16 protein-coding genes and 1 pseudogene are annotated in these 17,972 nt (G+C 69.7%); 4 read left to right on the top strand and 13 right to left on the bottom strand.

Annotated elements, in window-relative coordinates; genetic code table 11:
• Positions 1–127: 127 nt before the first annotated feature.
• From ACFW0G_RS26295 to ACFW0G_RS26250, 10 genes are all read right to left on the bottom strand, one after another.
• Positions 128–898 (bottom strand): DeoR/GlpR family DNA-binding transcription regulator, encoded by a 771-nt coding sequence (locus ACFW0G_RS26295; RefSeq protein ID WP_378328052.1) that lies wholly within the window; start codon positions 896–898, stop codon positions 128–130.
• 16 nt (positions 899–914) lie between these two features.
• Positions 915–2,816, bottom strand: coding sequence for a DUF5107 domain-containing protein (locus ACFW0G_RS26290; RefSeq protein WP_378328051.1), 1,902 nt, complete (start codon positions 2,814–2,816; stop codon positions 915–917).
• Positions 2,817–2,892: 76 nt separating this feature from the next.
• Complete coding sequence (locus tag ACFW0G_RS26285; protein WP_378328050.1) at positions 2,893–3,972, bottom strand: ABC transporter ATP-binding protein; 1,080 nt, start codon at positions 3,970–3,972, stop codon at positions 2,893–2,895.
• 9 nt (positions 3,973–3,981) lie between these two features.
• Positions 3,982–4,911: a carbohydrate ABC transporter permease gene (locus ACFW0G_RS26280; protein ID WP_378328049.1), complete on the bottom strand. Its 930-nt coding sequence runs from the start codon at positions 4,909–4,911 to the stop codon at positions 3,982–3,984.
• Positions 4,912–4,919: 8 nt separating this feature from the next.
• Complete coding sequence (locus ACFW0G_RS26275) at positions 4,920–5,792, bottom strand: carbohydrate ABC transporter permease (RefSeq protein ID WP_378328109.1); 873 nt, start codon at positions 5,790–5,792, stop codon at positions 4,920–4,922.
• Positions 5,711–7,222, bottom strand: coding sequence for an ABC transporter substrate-binding protein (locus ACFW0G_RS26270; protein ID WP_378328108.1), 1,512 nt, complete (start codon positions 7,220–7,222; stop codon positions 5,711–5,713). The genes ACFW0G_RS26275 and ACFW0G_RS26270 overlap by 82 nt, the downstream gene beginning before the upstream one ends.
• A gap of 177 nt (positions 7,223–7,399) precedes the next feature.
• On the bottom strand, positions 7,400–8,254 hold the full coding sequence (locus ACFW0G_RS26265; protein ID WP_378328048.1) for a ketose-bisphosphate aldolase: 855 nt from the start codon (positions 8,252–8,254) through the stop codon (positions 7,400–7,402).
• A gap of 8 nt (positions 8,255–8,262) precedes the next feature.
• Positions 8,263–9,159 carry a 1-phosphofructokinase family hexose kinase gene (locus ACFW0G_RS26260; RefSeq protein ID WP_378328047.1) on the bottom strand — a complete coding sequence of 299 codons (897 nt, stop codon included), beginning with the start codon at positions 9,157–9,159 and terminating at the stop codon, positions 8,263–8,265.
• The gene (locus ACFW0G_RS26255; protein ID WP_378328046.1) at positions 9,156–10,073 is read right to left on the bottom strand and encodes an ROK family protein; all 918 of its coding nucleotides are present in this window, start codon (positions 10,071–10,073) and stop codon (positions 9,156–9,158) included. The genes ACFW0G_RS26260 and ACFW0G_RS26255 overlap by 4 nt, the downstream gene beginning before the upstream one ends.
• A 3-nt stretch (positions 10,074–10,076) precedes the next feature.
• Entirely contained in the window at positions 10,077–10,958 is an 882-nt protein-coding gene (locus ACFW0G_RS26250; protein WP_378328045.1) for an SIS domain-containing protein, read from the bottom strand.
• A gap of 861 nt (positions 10,959–11,819) precedes the next feature.
• Between ACFW0G_RS26250 and ACFW0G_RS26245 the strand changes: the two genes are divergently transcribed.
• On the top strand, positions 11,820–13,025 hold the full coding sequence (locus ACFW0G_RS26245; RefSeq protein ID WP_378328107.1) for a lytic transglycosylase domain-containing protein: 1,206 nt from the start codon (positions 11,820–11,822) through the stop codon (positions 13,023–13,025).
• 13 nt (positions 13,026–13,038) lie between these two features.
• Here ACFW0G_RS26245 and ACFW0G_RS26240 read toward each other — a convergent pair whose 3' ends face one another.
• On the bottom strand, positions 13,039–13,809 hold the full coding sequence (locus ACFW0G_RS26240; protein WP_378328044.1) for a TetR/AcrR family transcriptional regulator: 771 nt from the start codon (positions 13,807–13,809) through the stop codon (positions 13,039–13,041).
• Positions 13,810–13,941: 132 nt separating this feature from the next.
• Here ACFW0G_RS26240 and ACFW0G_RS26235 point away from each other — a divergent pair, with 132 nt between their 5' ends.
• Positions 13,942–14,352: a DUF1992 domain-containing protein gene (locus tag ACFW0G_RS26235; protein WP_378328043.1), complete on the top strand. Its 411-nt coding sequence runs from the start codon at positions 13,942–13,944 to the stop codon at positions 14,350–14,352.
• Here the strand turns inward: ACFW0G_RS26235 and ACFW0G_RS26230 are convergent.
• Positions 14,349–15,133: pseudogene (locus ACFW0G_RS26230) on the bottom strand (carbon-nitrogen hydrolase family protein). The gene ACFW0G_RS26235 and the pseudogene ACFW0G_RS26230 overlap by 4 nt on opposite strands.
• Before the next feature lie 29 nt (positions 15,134–15,162).
• Between ACFW0G_RS26230 and ACFW0G_RS26225 the strand changes: the two are divergent.
• Positions 15,163–15,795 (top strand): GntR family transcriptional regulator, encoded by a 633-nt coding sequence (locus ACFW0G_RS26225; RefSeq protein ID WP_378328042.1) that lies wholly within the window; start codon positions 15,163–15,165, stop codon positions 15,793–15,795.
• A gap of 5 nt (positions 15,796–15,800) precedes the next feature.
• On the opposite strand, the gene ACFW0G_RS26220 is transcribed toward ACFW0G_RS26225, so the two are convergent.
• The gene (locus ACFW0G_RS26220) at positions 15,801–17,141 is read right to left on the bottom strand and encodes an MFS transporter (protein ID WP_378328041.1); all 1,341 of its coding nucleotides are present in this window, start codon (positions 17,139–17,141) and stop codon (positions 15,801–15,803) included.
• A 90-nt stretch (positions 17,142–17,231) separates the two neighbouring features.
• Between ACFW0G_RS26220 and ACFW0G_RS26215 the strand changes: the two genes are divergently transcribed.
• A complete protein-coding gene (locus ACFW0G_RS26215; protein ID WP_378328040.1) occupies positions 17,232–17,969 on the top strand; it encodes a DUF2848 domain-containing protein in 738 nt (245 codons plus the stop codon).
• Positions 17,970–17,972: the final 3 nt, after the last annotated feature.

Here is a 17,972-nt window from a genome sequence, read left to right as displayed (position 1 = left end):
AACATCAAACATCTTCACGCACTCTTCCACGCACACGAACCAGCGCCTTCACGTGATTGAGCGGAGATCTCGCGTGATTGGACGCGTACTCACGTGATTGGACGCGGTCCGTCTCTGATCACGCGAGTTACGCGGTGTGGACAGTCGTAGCGGCGGAGAAGGCGGTGGCGAGAGCGGCGGGAAGGGCCGAGTCGGTGACGACGGTGTCGATGGCGGTGATGGGGCAGATCTCGGCGAAGGCGCGGCGGCCGAGTTTCGAGGAATCGGCGGCGGCGACGACGCGGGAGGAGCGGTCGACCATGAGGCGATTGATGCTCGCCTCGCCCTCGTGGTTGGCGAAGGCGCCGGCCCGCGGGTCGAGCGCGTCGACGCCGAGGATCAGCAGGTCGATGGCGATCTCGCCGAGGACGCGGGTGGCGAGCGGGCCGGTGAGCTCGAACGACTGCGACCGCGCGACACCACCGGTCACGACGAGCTTGATGTGGTGCCGCACGGCGAGTTCGTGGGCGATGTTGAGCGCGTTCGTGACCAGGGTGATGCCGCCGGGAAGATCGCCGCGGGCGGCGAGCGCGCGGGCGATCTCCGTCGTCGTGGTGCCGCCGTTGAGGCCGACGACCCAGCCCGGCTCGACGAGTGCCGCGACGGCCCGGGCGATCCGCGACTTCTCCGGGGCCTGACGCGCCATCTTGTACCGCAGCGGCAGGTCATAGGCGACGTCCCCGGCCACGGCACCACCGCGTGTCCGGGTCAGCAGCTGCTGGTCGGCGAGCTGGTCGAGATCGCGCCGGACGGTGGCTGTCGACACGGCGAGTTCCGCGGCCAGCTCGGCGACCTCGACCTGGCCGCGTTCGGCCACGATCCGCAGCAGCCCGCTGTGCCGTTCGTACTTCCGCGTCACCGTGCCCCGGCTCCCCTCACCCCGGCGCCGACATCCGGAAGTCGTACCGCTCCGGCAACGGCCGATCCCCCGCCACGGCGGCCCACGTGTCGGACAGCGACGTCTCGCCCTCCCTGATCCCGGCGATCTCGAAGCCCTCCTCGAAAATCGCCAGCGCTCCGCCGGGATCTCCTTGTGCGAGCAGGGTCATGGCCTCGAGCAGACGGACCCGTCCGGCCGCACGTGCCTCGGGAGACAGCGAGTCCAGCAGCCCGGCGGCCCGATCGTGCAGGCCCGCCGCGAGCTGCGCGCCGATCGCTTCGACGGCCAGCGGCAGCAGCTCCGGCGCGAGCGCCAAAGCACGCACGTACAACCGCGCGGACTCGACGTCCCGGCCCTCGACTCTCGCCGCGACCGCCAGATTCCGCAGGGCCCAAGGGTTTTCCGCCGCCGAGACCGACGAGCTCCAAGCCTGTTTCGCGGCTTCGTGGTCCCCGGCTGCCCATCGGGCGACACCGCGGTGGTACCAGACCGCCCAGTTTTCCGCCGCCCGTTCGAGCCGGTGGGCCCAGCCCTGGTTGACCAGTGTGGCGGCCGGGACGTCCAGCGGATCGCCGTCCGGTACGGCACCCTCCAGCAACGCCAGCCAAGGTTCCTGCTCGGGACCGAGTGACGACGCCGGGAAAGGCGTAGCCGGCAGTTCGGCCGCCATCCGGCGCAGTTCGAGCGCGCCCCAGCCACTGCCTTCGTGCACTACCACCGACGGCGCCGTGTCAGCGACCTTGCGCCACGCGTCGTGGTATTCGTCCAAAGCGGACTCGGAGATCAGCATACGTTCCACCGCGTCTGTCGCCGACATCCATTCGCGACTGTGCACAACGGACGGATCGGCGGCGACAGGACCGTACGCCTCCAGCCAATCCCAGCTCTCGCCGGCAGGTAAGCGCAGATGTTCCAGCTGGGTACGCGCGAGCCCGGCCTGGATCTCCAGATAGCCGGGAGCGCCGGGGGCCAGCCACTCCTGCCATCGGCGCCCGCCCGCGGATTCGCCCCACACGAACAGCTTCCGCCCGCGCAGCCGCTCCGTGGACACCTGTGCCATGCCCGCGCCGTCGCCGTCCACCGCCGCGATCCACCGGCGGGACTCCGCTGGGATCTCGAAGAAGTAGTCCGCCGCGTTCCGGTGCCGCGCGGGATACGTCAGGTCGTCACCGGGGACCTCGACGAGGTCGAGCCGTCCGCCGTAACCGTAGTGCCAGGCCTGTTTCGCGGGCACCAGTACGCGGCCGCGTTCGGTGCGGGTGACCGCGATGTTCGACCACCAGTACACCGGGACGTCATGCGCGTGCGGATTGCGGATCCGCACTCCGACGAGCAGGAAGTCGGACTCGTCCGGCAACCAGAAGTCCAGCTGGTACGGCAGGTCCCTCGTCCGCTCCCACTCCCACAGCCGCAGTATCGGACTGCCGTCGGGACCGGCTGCTTCGGCCGCGAACATCGGCGCGCAGGTCAGCGTGGTGTGCCCGGTGCTGCCGAGGTTCCATTCGACGCCGCCCGCGAACCAGGCATCCCGCAACGCAAGGTTGGCAGGCTGGAAAACGGGATTCCGGTAAAGCAGTTCACGCCGGGAAGGCTTGTGGTACAGCGAATACAGCCGCCCGCCGAGTGAAGGAAGCACCGTCGCGCGCAGGCACGTGTTCTCCAGCACCAGCGCGGGCACCGAGCGGCTCGGCCGCTCCCGCGTGTACCCGTCCTGCAGCCGGCACGGCAGCACGGTGTCCAGCCGCCCGTAGCCCAGCCCTTCGGCGAGATCCGCGGGCAGTTCGTCCAGGTTCACGACCTGCTGGACCTGCTCGGGTTTCACCAAGGGCGGCAACGGATTTTCTTCCCCGAGCAGCGCGGCGGGGATAACCAGCTCGGTGTGATAAAGGCTGGTCATGCGATCGCCTCGCTCCGCGAGACAGTGTTGAATTCCTTTTGGCGCATGATATCCATGATTCGCTCGCAAGCATCGCTCATGCGTCGGGAAGCCGATCGCCCGAAGCCGCGTCGAACAGGTGCACCGCGCCGGGTTTCGGTGCCAGGCCGAGCTTGTCGCCTCGCTGCCACGGTGCCATCCCGGGAGTACGGACCGTGAAGACCTGCTCCGTTCCCGTGGTGCGGCAGTACAGGTACTGATCGCTGCCGAGCTCCTCGACGACCTCGACGACCGCGTCGATTCCCGTGCCCGCCTCGCCGAGATCCCAGCCCTCCGGCCGGACACCGACTACGATCCCCGGGCCCGTCAAGGCTGAACGCTGTGCCGGGGTCAGGGGAATCTTGGCACCGCCGAGGACAACACCGTCGCTGTCCACAGTGGATTCGAGCAGGTTCATCGCCGGTGAGCCGATGAACCCCGCGACGAACACGTTGACCGGCTTCGCGAACAACCCGATCGGCGTGTCACACTGCTGGAGCAGGCCGTCCTTGAGCACAGCGACCCGGTCCCCCATCGTCATGGCCTCGACCTGGTCGTGGGTGACGTAGATGGTGGTGATCCCCAGCCGCCGTTGCAGCGAGGCGATCTGGGTCCGGGTCTGCACCCGCAGCTTCGCGTCCAGATTGGACAGTGGTTCGTCCATCAGGAACACACTGGGCTCGCGCACGATCGCGCGGCCCATGGCGACGCGCTGCCGCTGTCCGCCGGAAAGTTTGGCCGGTTTGCGATCGAGGTACGGCGTGAGGTCGAGCAGCTCCGCAGCCTCGCGCACCCGCTTTTCCCGCTCCACCTTGGCCATCTTGGCGATCTTCAGGTGGAAGCCGATGTTCTCGCCGACCGTCATATGCGGATAGAGCGCGTAGTTCTGGAACACCATCGCGATGTCCCTGTCCTTGGGCGGCAGCTCGGTGACGTCGCGGTCGCCGATGTGGATGGTGCCGTGGTCGACGCCCTCCAGCCCGGCCAGCATCCGCAGTGTCGTCGACTTGCCACAGCCGGAGGGGCCGACCAGCACCAGGAACTCGCCGTCGGTCACTTCGAGATCGAGCCCGTCCACGGCGGGCCGGTCCACCCCCGCGTAGTACCGCGTGGTGTCGGAGAAGGTCACGGAACTCATGAATATCCCTTACTTTCCGGCGCCGAGCGTGAGGCCGGTGATGATCCGGCGGGCGAGCAGCAGGTACAGCACGAGCATCGGAAGCACCACGATCGCGACGCCGGCGATCAGGCCGCCGTACTCGGACTGGTAGCTCGCCGCACCGTAGAAGGTGAACAGGGCGCGCGACAGCGTGAAATGCGCCTGGTCCTTGAGGAACACGATCGCGAGCAGGGTTTCGTTCCACAGCCCGATCGCGTTCAGGATCAGCGCGGTGATCAGCCCGCCGCGGGCCAAGGGCAACATCACCGAGAAGAACGTCCTGGTCGGCGAGGCGCCGTCGATCGCGGCCGCCTCCTCCAGTTCATCGGGCAGCGACCGGAAGAACCCGGTCAACAGGAACACCGTGAACGGAATCGACAAGGCGACGTACAGCACGAAGAGGCCGTACTGGTTGTCGAAGTGGATTTTGGACAGGACCACGAAAAGCGGGATGATCACGGTCTGGAACGGCACGCCCATCCCGATCGCGACGAAGTTCGTCATCCCGCCCGAGCCCCGTACCCCGAGCCTGGTGAGCGCGTACGCCGCCGGCGCGGACACCGCCACCGTGGCCACGGTGGCGAGCCCGACGAGCACGACCGTCGTCAGCACCGCGTCACCGAACCCGGCGTTGCTCCAGGCGTAGGCGAAGTTCCGGAACGGTTTCCCGACGTGGAACCACTGATACGGCAAGGAGAACGGCTTGGTGAAGATCTCGACCGGCGTCTTGAACGAGGCCGAGATCAGCCAGTACAGCACCAGCAGGTTCCCCGCGGTGAACAGCCACACGATCGCCGAGCCGAGAATCCTCAATGGACCCCAGCGCCGCGCTCCCGGTGCGGGCCGGGGTTTCCTGGGCGGTTTGCGGACCGGCTTCGCCGTCGACGTCGCCGGTGACGCAGTGTCGGTTACGGACACGACAGCTCCTAGAACTGGATCGCGTCACGACGCATGAGGCGACGCAACAGCACGACGAGCACGGATACCAGGGCGATCATCGCGACCGCGCAGGCGCACGCGGCACCGAAGTCCGGCGTCGCGTTGGAACCGAAGGTCCGGTCGAACACGTAGATTCCCAGCGTCCACGCCTGGTTCGGCGGGGCGTAGGTGCCGGGGCCGGCCAGCACGAACACCAGCTCGAAGATCTTGAGCGCGTTGATCGTCCACAGCACCCCGGCGACCCCGACGACGTCCCAGGTCATCGGCAGCGTGATGTTCCGGAACTTCTGCCACGGCGAAGCGCCCGCGATGTCCGCGTCCTCGTAGAGATAGGGCGGGATGCGGTCGACCGCGGCCATCAGGATCGTGATGTAGAACCCCGAACTCGCCCAGATCAGCGACGCCGTCACCACACCGGTCACATTGGACGGTGCGAGGAACTTGGCCGCGTCCGCGCCGAGGTGCTCCAGCACGAAGTTCGCCAGTCCCTGTTTGCCCGGCTGGTACTTGAACACGAACCCGAGGAACATGCCGAGCGCGACCGGGGCGACGATGTTCGGGAAGAACAGGATCGCCCGGATGATCTTCCCGCCCCGCATGTCCCGCAGCACCATGGTGAACAGGAACGCCACCGCGAACGTGCCGATGCCACCGAGGAAAACGTAGACGAGCGTGTTGCGGAAGGCGTACTGGAACGAGTCGTTGTCCCACATCTGCACGTAGTTCGTGACGCCGTTGGGCTTCGGCGTGTCCCCGGCGCCGGCCCAGCTGGTGAAGCTCAGCACGACCGTCGCGATGGTCGGCAGCACCAGGAAAGCCAGGTACAGCACCAGAGCCGGACCGAAGAACGGCCAGAACAGCCTGCGCTTGCGGGAAAGATGGGCACCCCGGGTGGCGCGCGGTGCGCGCGCCCCCCCCGGCGCGGCAGGGGGGAAAAGCCCATGGTGTTGCAATAAGCGGCGCCCTTGGTGGCGAGCTGGTCGATGAACTGCGCGGGCGTGATCTGGCCCTTGAGCAGCGCCAGGTCCGCCGGGTCGAAGACCTCGGTCTGCCACTTGCCGCCCGCGAGGCTGTCGATGCCGTCGTACTGCAGGACGTGCTCCTTCTTCTCGTCGTCCAGCGCGGCCTTGGCCTGCTTGAGATCGTCGGGCACAGCGAGATCGGTACGGGGCACCAGGTTGTCCGCGACGGCGGGGATGCCGGACAGGATGTCCTTGTTGAGGAAGTAGGCGATGAACGCCTTGGCGGCCTCGGCGTGCTTGGCCTTCTTGGTCACCGCGAACCCGATCGGGATCTGCTCGACCGTGTCGTGCGTGGCACCCGGCGGCATCGGGAACTGGAACGAGCCGTACTCCAGCTTCGTGCCCGCGCCCTGCTTGTCGAGGTACTCGCGGGTCTCGCTCGGCGCCCAGGTGCCCATGTAGAGGAACCGCGCGTCGCCGTCGGCCCAGCGCTGCTGCACCTGCGGGAACTTCGCCGCGTCCCAGCCGTCGATGAGGTGCTTCGGCAGCTTCGCGGTTTCCGTGGCGGCCTTGAGGAATCCGAGGTCGGTCTTCCACGCCTGGCCGGTCGGGTCGGCGGCCGCCTTGGCCACCCCGCCGGCGCCGACGTAGCGCTCGGCGAACTGGGTGAAGAAGTACATGTTGTAGAACGGGATGTCGCCGTCCTGCGCGATCGCGGCCTTGCCGTCCGCCTTCGCCTTGTCGAACAGCCCGTACAGCTCGTCCACGGTCTTCGGTGCGACGAGGTCCTTGGCCTGAGCCTTGTTGTACCACCAGGCGTTCGAGAGCATCTCGTACGGCACGAGGAAGGTGTTGCCCGCCTTGTCCTTGTTCTGCGGGAAGTCGTAGGAGGTGCGGGTCAGGACGTCCTTGACCTTCTTGTCACCCTCACCGACCTTCAGATCGAAGACGTCGTCGACGCTCTGCGTGCCGCCCGCCGAGACGATCGCGGCGCTGACCTTGCTGACGTCCTGGTCGAACAGATCCGGCACGTTGTCGGTGTTGAGCGCCGGGGCGATGTTCTGGGTGTAGGCCTTGCGCCCCAGCCACTGCACGTTGACCTTGACGCCGGTCTTCTCGGTGAAGCACTTGAACGCCTTCTGCAGCACCTTGCCCTGCGGCTCGTCGGCGGTCCACATCGCCCAGTAGGTGAACTCCTTGTCCGTCTGCGGTTTCGTGCCCGCCTCCGGACAGGGCGCGTTGAGGTACTGGTCGACGCCCGGCAGCGCGTTCGCCCCGCCCCCGTCGCCCGATCCCGCGTCACCGCCACCGCACCCGGCCAGCGCCATGGTGAGCACGGCGCCTGTCGTCAACGTGAGTACTTTCCCGGACCTGCCCCGTGCCATCCGCATGGCCACCACCCGATCAGAGAGTCAGCTATCGCGCACTTCTTGCGCGTTAGCGCGCAGTTTTGTTCGGTTTCACGCAGCTGTCAACAACTTGCCCCAGGAAAGACTGCACAATCGTCATTTCGCGACCTCCTCGTGACCCGGCGCGAGCACGGCCAGCAACCGCTCGACCTCACGCGCCACCGCGTCCCGCCCCGCGCCCAGATACTTACGGGGATCGACCCGCTCCGGATGGTCACGCCAGTACGCCACCGCCGCGGCGGTGAACACCTTGTTGAGCTGTGTCGCGATATTGATCTTCGTCATCCCGGCACGCACCGCCGCGGCGAGGCCGTCGTCGGGGACCCCGGACGAACCGTGCAACACCAACGGCACCGGCACCCGCTCGCGCAGCCGGGCGATCAGTTCGAGGTCGAGCGAGGCGTCCCTGGTCAGCATCGCGTGCGAGCTGCCGACGGCGACCGCCAACGCGTCCACCCCGGTGACCGCGACGAACTCGGCGGCCTCGTCCGGATCCGTCCGCGCGCCGGGCGCGTGCACACCGTCCTTACCGCCGACCTCGCCCAGCTCGGCCTCGACCCAGACACCGTGGTCATGGCAGTAGGCCGCGATGTCCCGCGTCGCCGCGAGGTTGTCCTGGTAGTCCATTGTGGACGCGTCGAACATCACCGAGCCGAAGCCCAGTTCGACGGCCTCGCGGACCAGTTCCGGCGACTCGGCGTGGTCGAGGTGGACGGCGACGCCGATGTCGGCGGCCCGTGCGGCGGCGAGCGCGGCACTGCCGATCGGCGCGAGCGCACCGTGGTAGCGGACCGCGTTCTGGCTCAACTGCACGATCACCGGCGTTCCGGCGCGGCTCGCGCCCTCGATGATCGCGGTGACGTGTTCGAGCTGGATCGCGTTGAAGGCACCGCAGCCGCGGCCGTCCTTCACGGCGGGGCCGACGATCTCCCCGGCGGACACCAAAGGCATGGGGCTCCTCAGTTCGGAAGGGCACGCACCACCACGGCGCCGAGTTCACGCCGGTAGTGCGCGAGGTCGATGTCCCCGGCCAGCGGGCCGAGAACGGCGGCGCCGGACAACGCGACCGAGCGGCGCAGCACGTCGGGCCACGGCTCGCCACGGGCGATCCCCAGCGCGATGCCCGCGACGGCCGCGTCTCCGGCGCCGGTGGCGTTGCCGGTCAGCGTTTTCGACGGCGTGGCCTGCCAGATGCCGTGCTCGGTGACGGCGAGCAGACCGTCCGCGCCCAGCGAGACGACCACGGTCTCGGCGCCTCTGTTCCGGAGTTCCGTGGCCGCCGCCACCGGATCGCCACGGCCGGTGACCTCGCGCAGCTCGGCCAGATTGGGCTTGACCACGCGCGGTCTGCCGCTCAGCCCGTCGAGCAGCGCGGCACCGGAAGTGTCGAGAACGGCCGGGACGCCCGTGCTGAGCAGCTCGGCATATCCTCCTGCGCCGGGCGGAAGACTGCCGGAGCAGACGAGCACGTCCGGGGCATGACGCCGCACGGTGTCCACAAGGGACGCCCACTCGGCGGCGATCAGCTCCGTCCCGGGCTCGTTGAACAACGTGACGGTGTCGTCCACTGTGGACAATATGGTCGTCGTCCGCCGGGTCTCCCCGGCGATCGGGACGAGGCCGGCCGGAAGCCCTGCCTGGGTGAGTTCGGCGGTGAATGCGCTTCCCGTCGCGCCACCCGCCGTTGCCACCACGCGGACGTCCTCGCCGAGCGTGTGCAGCACCCGCGCGACGTTGACTCCCTTTCCGCCGGCCCTGGCCCGCACTTCCCTGACACGATGCACGGAGTCCGGACGTAGACCGTCCACTGTGTACGTCACGTCGAGGGCGCTGTTCGGTGTCACGGTGAGGATCACGGTGCTGCTCCCACGAGGTCGGCCGCGAGCAGGCCCGCGCCGAGGCAGCCCGCCTCGTCGCCGAGCTCCGCGCGGCGGAGTTCCGGCATTCGCTGGAAGGTGAGCCGTGCGGCGGTGCGGCGGCGGACGCGCTCCAGCAGCCCGTCGCCCGCGCCGAACAGCCCGCCGCCGAAGACGACGACCTCGGGCGCGAGCAGGGTGACCAACTGCCGCAGGCCGTCGCCAAGCGCCGCGACCGCGTCGTCCAGTACCGCCACCGCGTCCGGATCTCCGTTTCCGGCGGCGGCAACCACCTCCCGCGCGCCGTCGACAGGGCGGCCGGAGCGTTCGGTGTAGCGCCGCGCCAGCGCGGCCGCGGACGCGACCGCTTCGAGACAGCCGGTGGCACCGCACCCGCACAACAGGTCGTGCCCGACGTCGAGATGCCCCAGCTCCCCGGCGCGACCGCCCGCGCGATGCGGACGGCCGCCGAGGATCAGCGCGGCGGCGATCCCGGTGCCGACGGGGACGAACGCCGCGTCGGTGAACCCCCGCGCGGCGCCGATCCGGTACTCCGCGAGCCCGCCGGCGGTGACGTCGTGGCCGAACGCGAGCGGGACGTCGGCGCGGTCGGCGAGCAACTCGCGCAGGGGCGCGTCCCGCCAGCCGAGGTTGGCCGAAAACCGCGCGACCCCGGCACGTTCGTCGACGATGCCCGGGACCACGACCCCGGCCGCGGCGAGCGGCCCCACCGACTCCGCCAGCTCGCCGATCAGCTTCCCCGCCTGATCGGCGACCGCCGTCGCCGGGTCACCGCCGCGTGCCGTCGGCCGCCGCAGGCCGGTGACCTGCCGCAGACCGCCCGGCACCGGCTCGTACACCGCGGCCTTCACGCTGGTACCGCCGACGTCGAGCGCCGCGACCAATCGGGGCATGGCTCAGGTGAGCACGACGGAACGGGTGAGGCTGCGAGGATTGTCCGGATCGAGGCCCTTGCGCCGGGCGATCTCCCCCGCGACGAGCTGCGCGCGGACGAGGTCGGCGAGCGGGTCGAGACCGCTCTCCTCGAACCGGCCGCCCGCACGGGCGACGTCGGCGGCGAGCCCATCGGGCGCCTGACCGAACATCCAGGTCACGCGTCCTGGCTCGCTGATGCTGATGGGCCCGTGGCGGTATTCCCACGCGGGGTAGGACTCGGTCCAGAACAGGCAGGCCTCGCGGAACTTCAGCGCCGCCTCGTTGGCGATCCCGACCGACCAGCCGGTGCCGAGAAAGCTGAACTGACCGGCCGACGCCAGCCCGTCGTCGACCGGCTGCGCGAGCACCTGCTCGGCCTGGGCGATCACCGGGGCGAGGTCCTCGCCGAGGTGGGTGCGCAGCACCGCCAGCGCGGTGGTCGCGAACCGGGTCTGGACCACCGAGCGCTCATCGGCCGCCGACAGGTCGACCACGTCGTCCACCGACGCCGCGATCTCGGCGGGAACACCGGTGATGGCGGTGGTCGGGAGCGTGCCGCGCAGCTTCGCGAGCAGCCCGAGTACCTCGGTCGTGGTGCCGGACCTCGACAGCGCGATGACGTGGTCGTACTTCCGGCCGACGGGGAACTCCGACGCCGCGAACGCGTCGGTTTCCCCGAGCCCGGCGCTTTCGCGCAGCACCGCGTAGGCCTGGCCGATGAACCAGGACGTCCCGCAGCCGACGATCGCCACCCTGGCCCCCGCGGCGGGCAGCTTTTCGGCGAAGTCCGAGGCCAAGGCCGCGGCCGCACGCCAGCGCGCGGGCTGGCTCGCGATCTCCTCCGCCATGAAGGTTCCGCTCATGAACTCCCCATCCGTGCCGGTCGAGTGCGCAACAAGCACCACCGTAGTTGCAGCTTTATGCATAGTCAATCGCAGTTTTGTGCAGCTTTCGTCAAAGAGCGTGCAGGTTTTCGCGCGTGCTGCGGTTGAGTGGCGGCTGCGGCGTCGCGAACGCTCCGTTCGAGACGCTCAACGTCGCGAACGCGTCGTTCAGGACGCTCGCGCGGCCCGGCACTGCCCTGCCGCGTCGTTCGACGGCAGACGTGCCGAGGGACGCCTTCGGTGCATCTACCGCACCAAGGGCGTCCCTCGGCACCCAGCCACCCCCGAGGCGGCACCCCCGACGTCGCGAACGCTCCGTTCAGGACGCTCAACGTCGCGAACGGAGCGTTCGGGACGCTCACCCCCGCCCGACACCCGGCGGCGATATGCACTGAAGGCGCCCTTCACCGCATCCAGCGCGCTGAAAGCGCCCTTCACCGCACCAGACGCACTGAAGGTGCCCTTCAGCCCCTCGCCCACCCCAGACGCGCCACCCGGCCGACACGTGCCGATCACCTCGGGTTCGTCGCGGGCTGCCGAGCGGGCCACCCAACCGGCGCCGGACACCCGTAAGGTGGCCCGGGACGGCGCGGCACGCACCGGCTTGTCCACTATGGACAGAGGGCGGGAACAGGAGTGAGAGTGCGTGAAGCCCGTGTGAAGATGACAAGTTTACGACGTTGGTTTTATGCCAGACGGACGAACTTCGTCGAAATCCCCGGTTTTCGCTTGGCAAAGCACCAAAGTTTGCTTTGATCGGATAGCTTTCCCATACCCGCCGGTAACTCGGCGAGCGGGTGACCGGGCAGGACAACGGAGTTCGAGGAACGGGGTGTGAGCATGCCGAAGCACCGGCCACGAAAAGCGCGTTCGGTCCGGCAACGGACCGCCGCGGCGCTGGCGGGCGGCGCGCTGGCCGTGCTGCCGACGATCACCGCGAGCGGCCTGATCTCCCCGGTGGCGCACCAGGCGCCGGACGGCCAGAAGCCGGCCGACCAGGCCGCGCCCGCTCGCGTACCGGACGTCGTGATGCCGCCCGTCGCAGTCGATGGCAGCCTGCCCCAGCCCCCGGTGCCCGAGCCGCTCATGGCGCCCGGCGCGCACGCCTCCTCCGGGTCCGCCGGGGTGTCGGGCCCGCTCGGGATCCCCGCCAGCATGCTCAAGGCGTACAAGAACGCGGCCGACATCATGGCCAGGGAGCAGCCGAACTGCCACATCGACTGGCAGCTGCTCGCCAGCATCGGCCGCATCGAGTCCAACCACGCCCGCGGTGGCTACGTCGACGCCAAGGGCAACACGCTCGAACGGATCCTCGGCCCCGCCCTCAACGGCACCGGCGGGTTCGCCGCGATCCCGGCCTCCGACGGCGGCGCGTTCACCGGCGACCCGGTGTGGGACCACGCGGTCGGTGCGATGCAGTTCATCACCGGGACCTGGCGTGCCTACGCCTCCGACGGCAACGGCGACGGCGTTTCCGATCCGAACAACGTCTACGACGAGACGCTCGCCGCCGGCCGCTACCTGTGCTCGGGCAATCTCGACCTGTCCTCGATCGAGGTCCAGCGGATCGCGGTGCGCCGGTACAACAACTCGCAGTCCTATGTGGACACCGTGATGGCGTGGGCCACCGCCTACCGGGGCGGCGTGGCACAACTCCCCGACAGCGAGGTGCCGATCGGCGCCCCGCCGAGCCACCCCGCCGAAGGCGCTCCTGGCGCCGTGGCACCGCCCCCGGCCCCGCCCGGCAGCACGCCGCCGCCCCCGCCCGGCCCAGGCACCCCCGGAAGCACTCCGCCGGGCAGCAGCCTCCCGCCCACCGGGACACCGACCACCTCGCCGACGACGCCACCGACCACGCCGCCGTCGACTCCCCCGTCCACGCCGCCGAGCAGCTCGACACCTCCGTCGAGCAGCACTCCGCCCGCGACACCTCCGTCGAGCAGCACCACGACGACGCCCGCGACCGCTCCCACGAGCACGAGCAGCACCACGGCGTCGAGCAGCACCACGGCGTCGAGCAGCACCACGACGACGTCGGCGAAGTGAGCCGGAAGCCGAGTCAGGCGACGAGTTCTTCGATGCCGTCGAGCAGGCGGTTCAGGCCGAAGTCGTAGGCCTGGGCCGCCTGTTCGGCCGCGGTCAGCACGAAGCCGCCGCTCTCCCACACCCGCGCCATCGTGGGGTGCCGATCGACCGGGAAGTACCGGTGCCAGAACACCGAACGCTGGTCCCACCAGGCGTCGTCGGACTGGCCGGTGACACGCTCCAGATGCGCGCTTTCCGCCTCCAGTGCGGCGTTCGCGTCGATGTAGGTGCCCAGCGCGCCCGCCGCCGCCGTGACCTGGGCGGCCCCGAGGCCGAGGGAGTCCAAAGTGGACAGCAGGTACTCCTGCCCTGCCAGATGCCCCGGCCCGAGCGCGGGCCGCACCCGGGAAGCCTCGCGCAGCCAAGGATGACGGCGGTAGGTCTCGCGCGTGCGGTCGGAGTAGAGCAGGACCTGGGCTCGCCAGTCGGCGGGCCGCTCGTCGCCTGGGCCGGGCAGGAGGCGTTCGGCCAGTACCTGGTCGACCATGAGGTCCAGCAGCTCTGCCTTGCCGGGAACGTAGGTGTAGAGCGTCATCGTCCCGGCCCCGAGTTCCTTGGCCACGCGGTGCATCGAGGCCGCGACGAGACCTTCGGCGTCCGCGACGCCGATCGCGACTTCGACGATCCGGCCGACGGCCAGCCGCGGACGACGCCCGCGCGCGGGTTCGGAATGCTGCTCGCGCACATGCCACAGCAGTGCCAGCGCGCGGTCGATGTCCTCGGCGCCGTTGTGCTCGACCGTCATCTGTGTTCAAGCTCCTCGCGCCGGCCGCCGCTGTCCCCGGGGGATCGTACGCGACCGACGGCTTTCCGTACGTTATACGGCTCACACGGCCGGAAATCGGTACCCTGAGTCCCAGAACGGGAGGAGACGGGGATGACGAAGCGGAAGCCGCCGGGGGCGTCGTTCGGAAGCTGGGTCGACAAGCAGATCTCCATCGCCGAGCAACGCGGCGACTTCGAAAACCTGCCCGGTGCGGGCAAACCGCTGCCGAAGGGGACCGGCAGGGACGCCGCGACGGAGTGGATGCTGCGCCAGGTCAGGGACCGCAACCTCGACACGTCCGACATGCTGCCGCCCTCCCTCGCGCTGCCGAAGGAAATCCAGGATCTCCCGGCGAAACTCGCCAAGGAGCGCACCGAGAAACGCGTCCGCGAGATCGTCGAAGACCTCAACGCCCGTATCCTCAAGGCCTACCGGGAGCCCCAGCTCGGACCGCCCCTCGCCGTCGCGATGGTCGACGTCGAGGAGGCGGTCGCGAACTGGCGGGAAAGCAAGGCGAGCTAGCCAAGGACCGGGACCCGCTGCCGGACCGCGCGCACGGTTTCGACGTCGATCTCGGCGGCGAGCAGGCCGGGGCCACCGCCCAGCCGGGTGTGCACCGCGCCCAGCGGATCGGCGAGCACGGACCGGCCGACGCCGAGCGGATCGGTGCCGGACGGCGGTGTCCAGGCCTGATCGCACGCGAGCAGCCAGGCCTGCGCGTCATGGGCCCTGGCCCGGGTGAGCAGATCCCACTGCTCTTCCTTGCCGGGCCCGGCGCCCCACGACGCCGGGACGACGACGAGTTCGGCACCGGCGCGGCCGAGCGCGGTGAAGTGGTCGGCGAAGCGCAGGTCGTAACAGGTCGCGAAGCCGATCCGGACGCCGCGCAGCTCCACCTGGACCAGCTCGGTGCCCGGGGCGACGGTGTCCGACTCGCGCGAGCCGAAGCGTCGTACAGGTGGATCTTCCGGTACGCCGCTTCGAGGCCGCTGCCGGTGATCAGCAACGTGTTGTGCACACGGCCGTCCGGGGCGGGCTCGAACATCCCGGCCACGACAACGACTTCGTGCGCCGCGGCGATTTTGCGGACGCTGTTCGCCCACGGGCCGTCGAGTGGTTCCGCCGCTTCACGCGGATCCGCCGCGAAACTCGCCATCGCCGCTTCCGGCAGGACGACCAGTTCCGCGCCGCGCCGCACCGCCCGCCCGACGGCGTCCTCGATTGCCGCGAGGTTCGCCAGCGGGTCGGTGCCGCCCGCGATCTGAGCGGCGGCGATCCGCAGTGTGGTGGGGTTTCCGGTCATCGAGGCCTCCCAGCCTGTATACATGTGGTATGCGTTCTGATGGGGGTTCGGGCAGGGATCGGGCGTACCAGTACCTGCGGTCGACCGTCCTGACCGACCCGGCGGTGTCCGGCACGTTCATCAACGAGCAGGCGGTGGCCACGAGCGTCGGCGTTTCGCGCACTCCGGTGCGGGAAGCACTGCTGATGCTCGCCGCCGAGGACCTCGTCCAGCTGGTGCCGCACCGCGGCGCGTTCGTCACGCCGTTGCCGGGCAGGCAGATCGCCGAGCTGATGCAGGCCCGCGCCGTGATCGAATGCTGGGCGGCCACGACGTCGCTGGCCGCGGGCCGCGCGCCCGCCGCGGAGATGGCGAAGCTGATCGAGCGGCAGCGGGAGGTCGCCGACGACGCGCGCGCCTTCATCGACCTGGACAGCGAGTTCCACGCGCTGCTCGTCGACGCCGCGGACAACAGCGTGCTCGCCCGGCTGTACGAGACCTTGCGTGCCCGGCACGTGCTGCTCGGCGTCGTCGCGCTCGAACGCAGCGACGACCGGCGCCGGGAAGTCCTCGCCGAGCACCAGGAGATCGTCGACGCGCTGGCCGCGGGGGACGCCGGTGGCGCCGAGGCGGCGATCAAACGCCACCTCGATGCCACCGGCAACATGCTGATGCAGGGCTGACCGGGTCACTTCCCCGCCGCGGTCGCCTGCTGGTCCGGCACCTCGTCGACGTCGTCGACCACCGCGCGGCCGAGGCCGAGCCCGACGAGCGTCACCACGCACGCGACGGCGATGTACGCCGCGATCACGTACCCCGAGCCGGTCTCGGCGAGCAGCCAGGTGAACGCCAGCGGGGCGATCGCGCCGCCGATGACACCGGCCAGGGTGTAGCCGAGCGAACTGCCGGTGTAGCGCAGGCGCGCGTGGAACTGCTCGGAGACGAACGCCGCCTGCGGCCCGTACATGAGCGAGTGGAAGAACAACCCGCCGATCACGCCGATCAGCAACGAAACCATTCCGCCCTGCGCCATCGCGAAGAACAGGACGCTCCACACGGCGCCGCCGATGGTGCCGATCGCGTAGACGCGCTTGCGGCCGTAGGCGTCGGAAAGCCAGCCCGCCAAGGGAATCAGCCCGACCTGAAGCGCGGAGCCGACGAGGACCGCGGTGACGGCTTCGCCGCGGCTCATGTGCAGGGTCTTGGTCGCGTACGTCAGCACGAAGACGGCGAACATCGCGTACAGCACGTCCGGGCCGACTCGCGACAGCACGGCGGCGGTCAGCGCGCGGGGCTGCGTGCGGAAGACCTCCCGGACCGGCGCGGCCGGGCGCTCACCACGTTCGGACAGCTCACGGAACACCGGGGTTTCCTCGAGACTGGCGCGGATCCACAGGCCGAACGCGACCAGCACGGCCGACAGCAGGAACGCGATCCGCCAGCCCCAGCCGAGGAACTGGGCCGGGGTCAGGACACCGGCGAGAATCGCGAGGACTCCGTTGGCCAGCAAGGTACCCAGCGGCGGGCCGACCTGAGCGGCCGAAGCCCAGAAGCCGCGCTTCGACGTCTCGCTGAACTCACTGCTGAGCAGCACGGCGCCGCCCCATTCGCCGCCGACGCCGACGCCCTGGGCGAAGCGCAGCAGCACGAGCAATGCGGGCGCGAGCGCTCCCGCCGAGGCGTGCGTCGGCAGCAGGCCGATGCCGAACGTCGCGATGCCGATCAGCAGGAGCGTCGCGACCAGCACCTTCTTGCGGCCGATCACGTCGCCGAGCCTGCCGAAGACGATGCCGCCGAGCGGCCGGGAAATGTAGCCCACCGCGTAGGTCCCGAAGGCCTGCAACGTGCCGGTCAGCGGCTCGCTGGTGGGGAAGAACAGGTCACCGAAGACCAGCGCGGCGGCCGAGCTGTAGACGGCGAAGTCGTACCACTCGAGCGACGTACCGGAGAGGCTTGCCGCGAAGGCCTTGTACAGGCTGCGGCGCTCCGCGCGCGGCTGCGCTGCTTCGGGGTGTGGGGAATGAGACATGGAACTGGAACCTCCTAGGCGGCTGCCCCATACTTGCTGTATACAACGTGTCTACGCAAGTCCCCGCTCCGAATTCCTGGAGGCAGTAACGTGACCGAAACCCAGATCAGCACGCCGAAGGCCGACCGGCGGAACCTGGTCCGGTTCACCGTCCCCGGTGGCGCGGTGCGCGAGATCGAGGTGCGGTACGCGCTGAACGGCGGATACGCCGGCCGCGATACCGCACAGGTCCAGCACCACGTCGACGAGCTCGCCGCGCTGGGCGTCCCGGCGCCGACGCGGGTGCCGACCCTGTACCCGCTGTCGTCGAACCTCGTCAGCCAGGCCGAGACCGTGCAGGTGCCGCACGCGCGGACGTCGGGCGAGGCGGAATGGGCGCTGGTCGTCGGGGAGGACGCCGACGATCTGCTGCTGACCGTGGCCTGCGACCACACCGACCGGGCGCTTGAAGTCCACGGTGTGGCGTGGAGCAAGCAGTCCGCTCCGGACCTGCTGGGCGACTTCGCGTGGCCACTGGCGGACATCGCCGACGAGCTGGACGCGTTCACGCTCAAGGCCTGGGTCCGCCACGGCAGCGCCGACCAGAACGAGGAACGGCTCGTCCAAGACGGCACGCTCGCCCAGCTGCTGCCGCCGTCGTACTGGGTGGAGCAGCTGCGCGAGCACGGGCTGCTGCGGCCGGGCACCGTGGTGCTGAGCGGCACGATCCCGATGATCGATGGCGTCGACCAGTTCGCCGACGGCTGGCGGGTCGAGCTGACCGACCCGCGCGGCACGACCAGCCGCGTCGGTTACACGGTGGAGCGGCTGCCCGAGGCCTGGGACTGACCC

The sequence above is a fragment of the Amycolatopsis sp. NPDC058986 genome, assembly GCF_042741125.1.
GTDB lineage: Bacteria > Actinomycetota > Actinomycetes > Mycobacteriales > Pseudonocardiaceae > Amycolatopsis.
The sequence above is the reverse complement of the archived record's forward strand: the minus strand, read 5'-3'. Positions and strand labels throughout refer to the sequence as shown.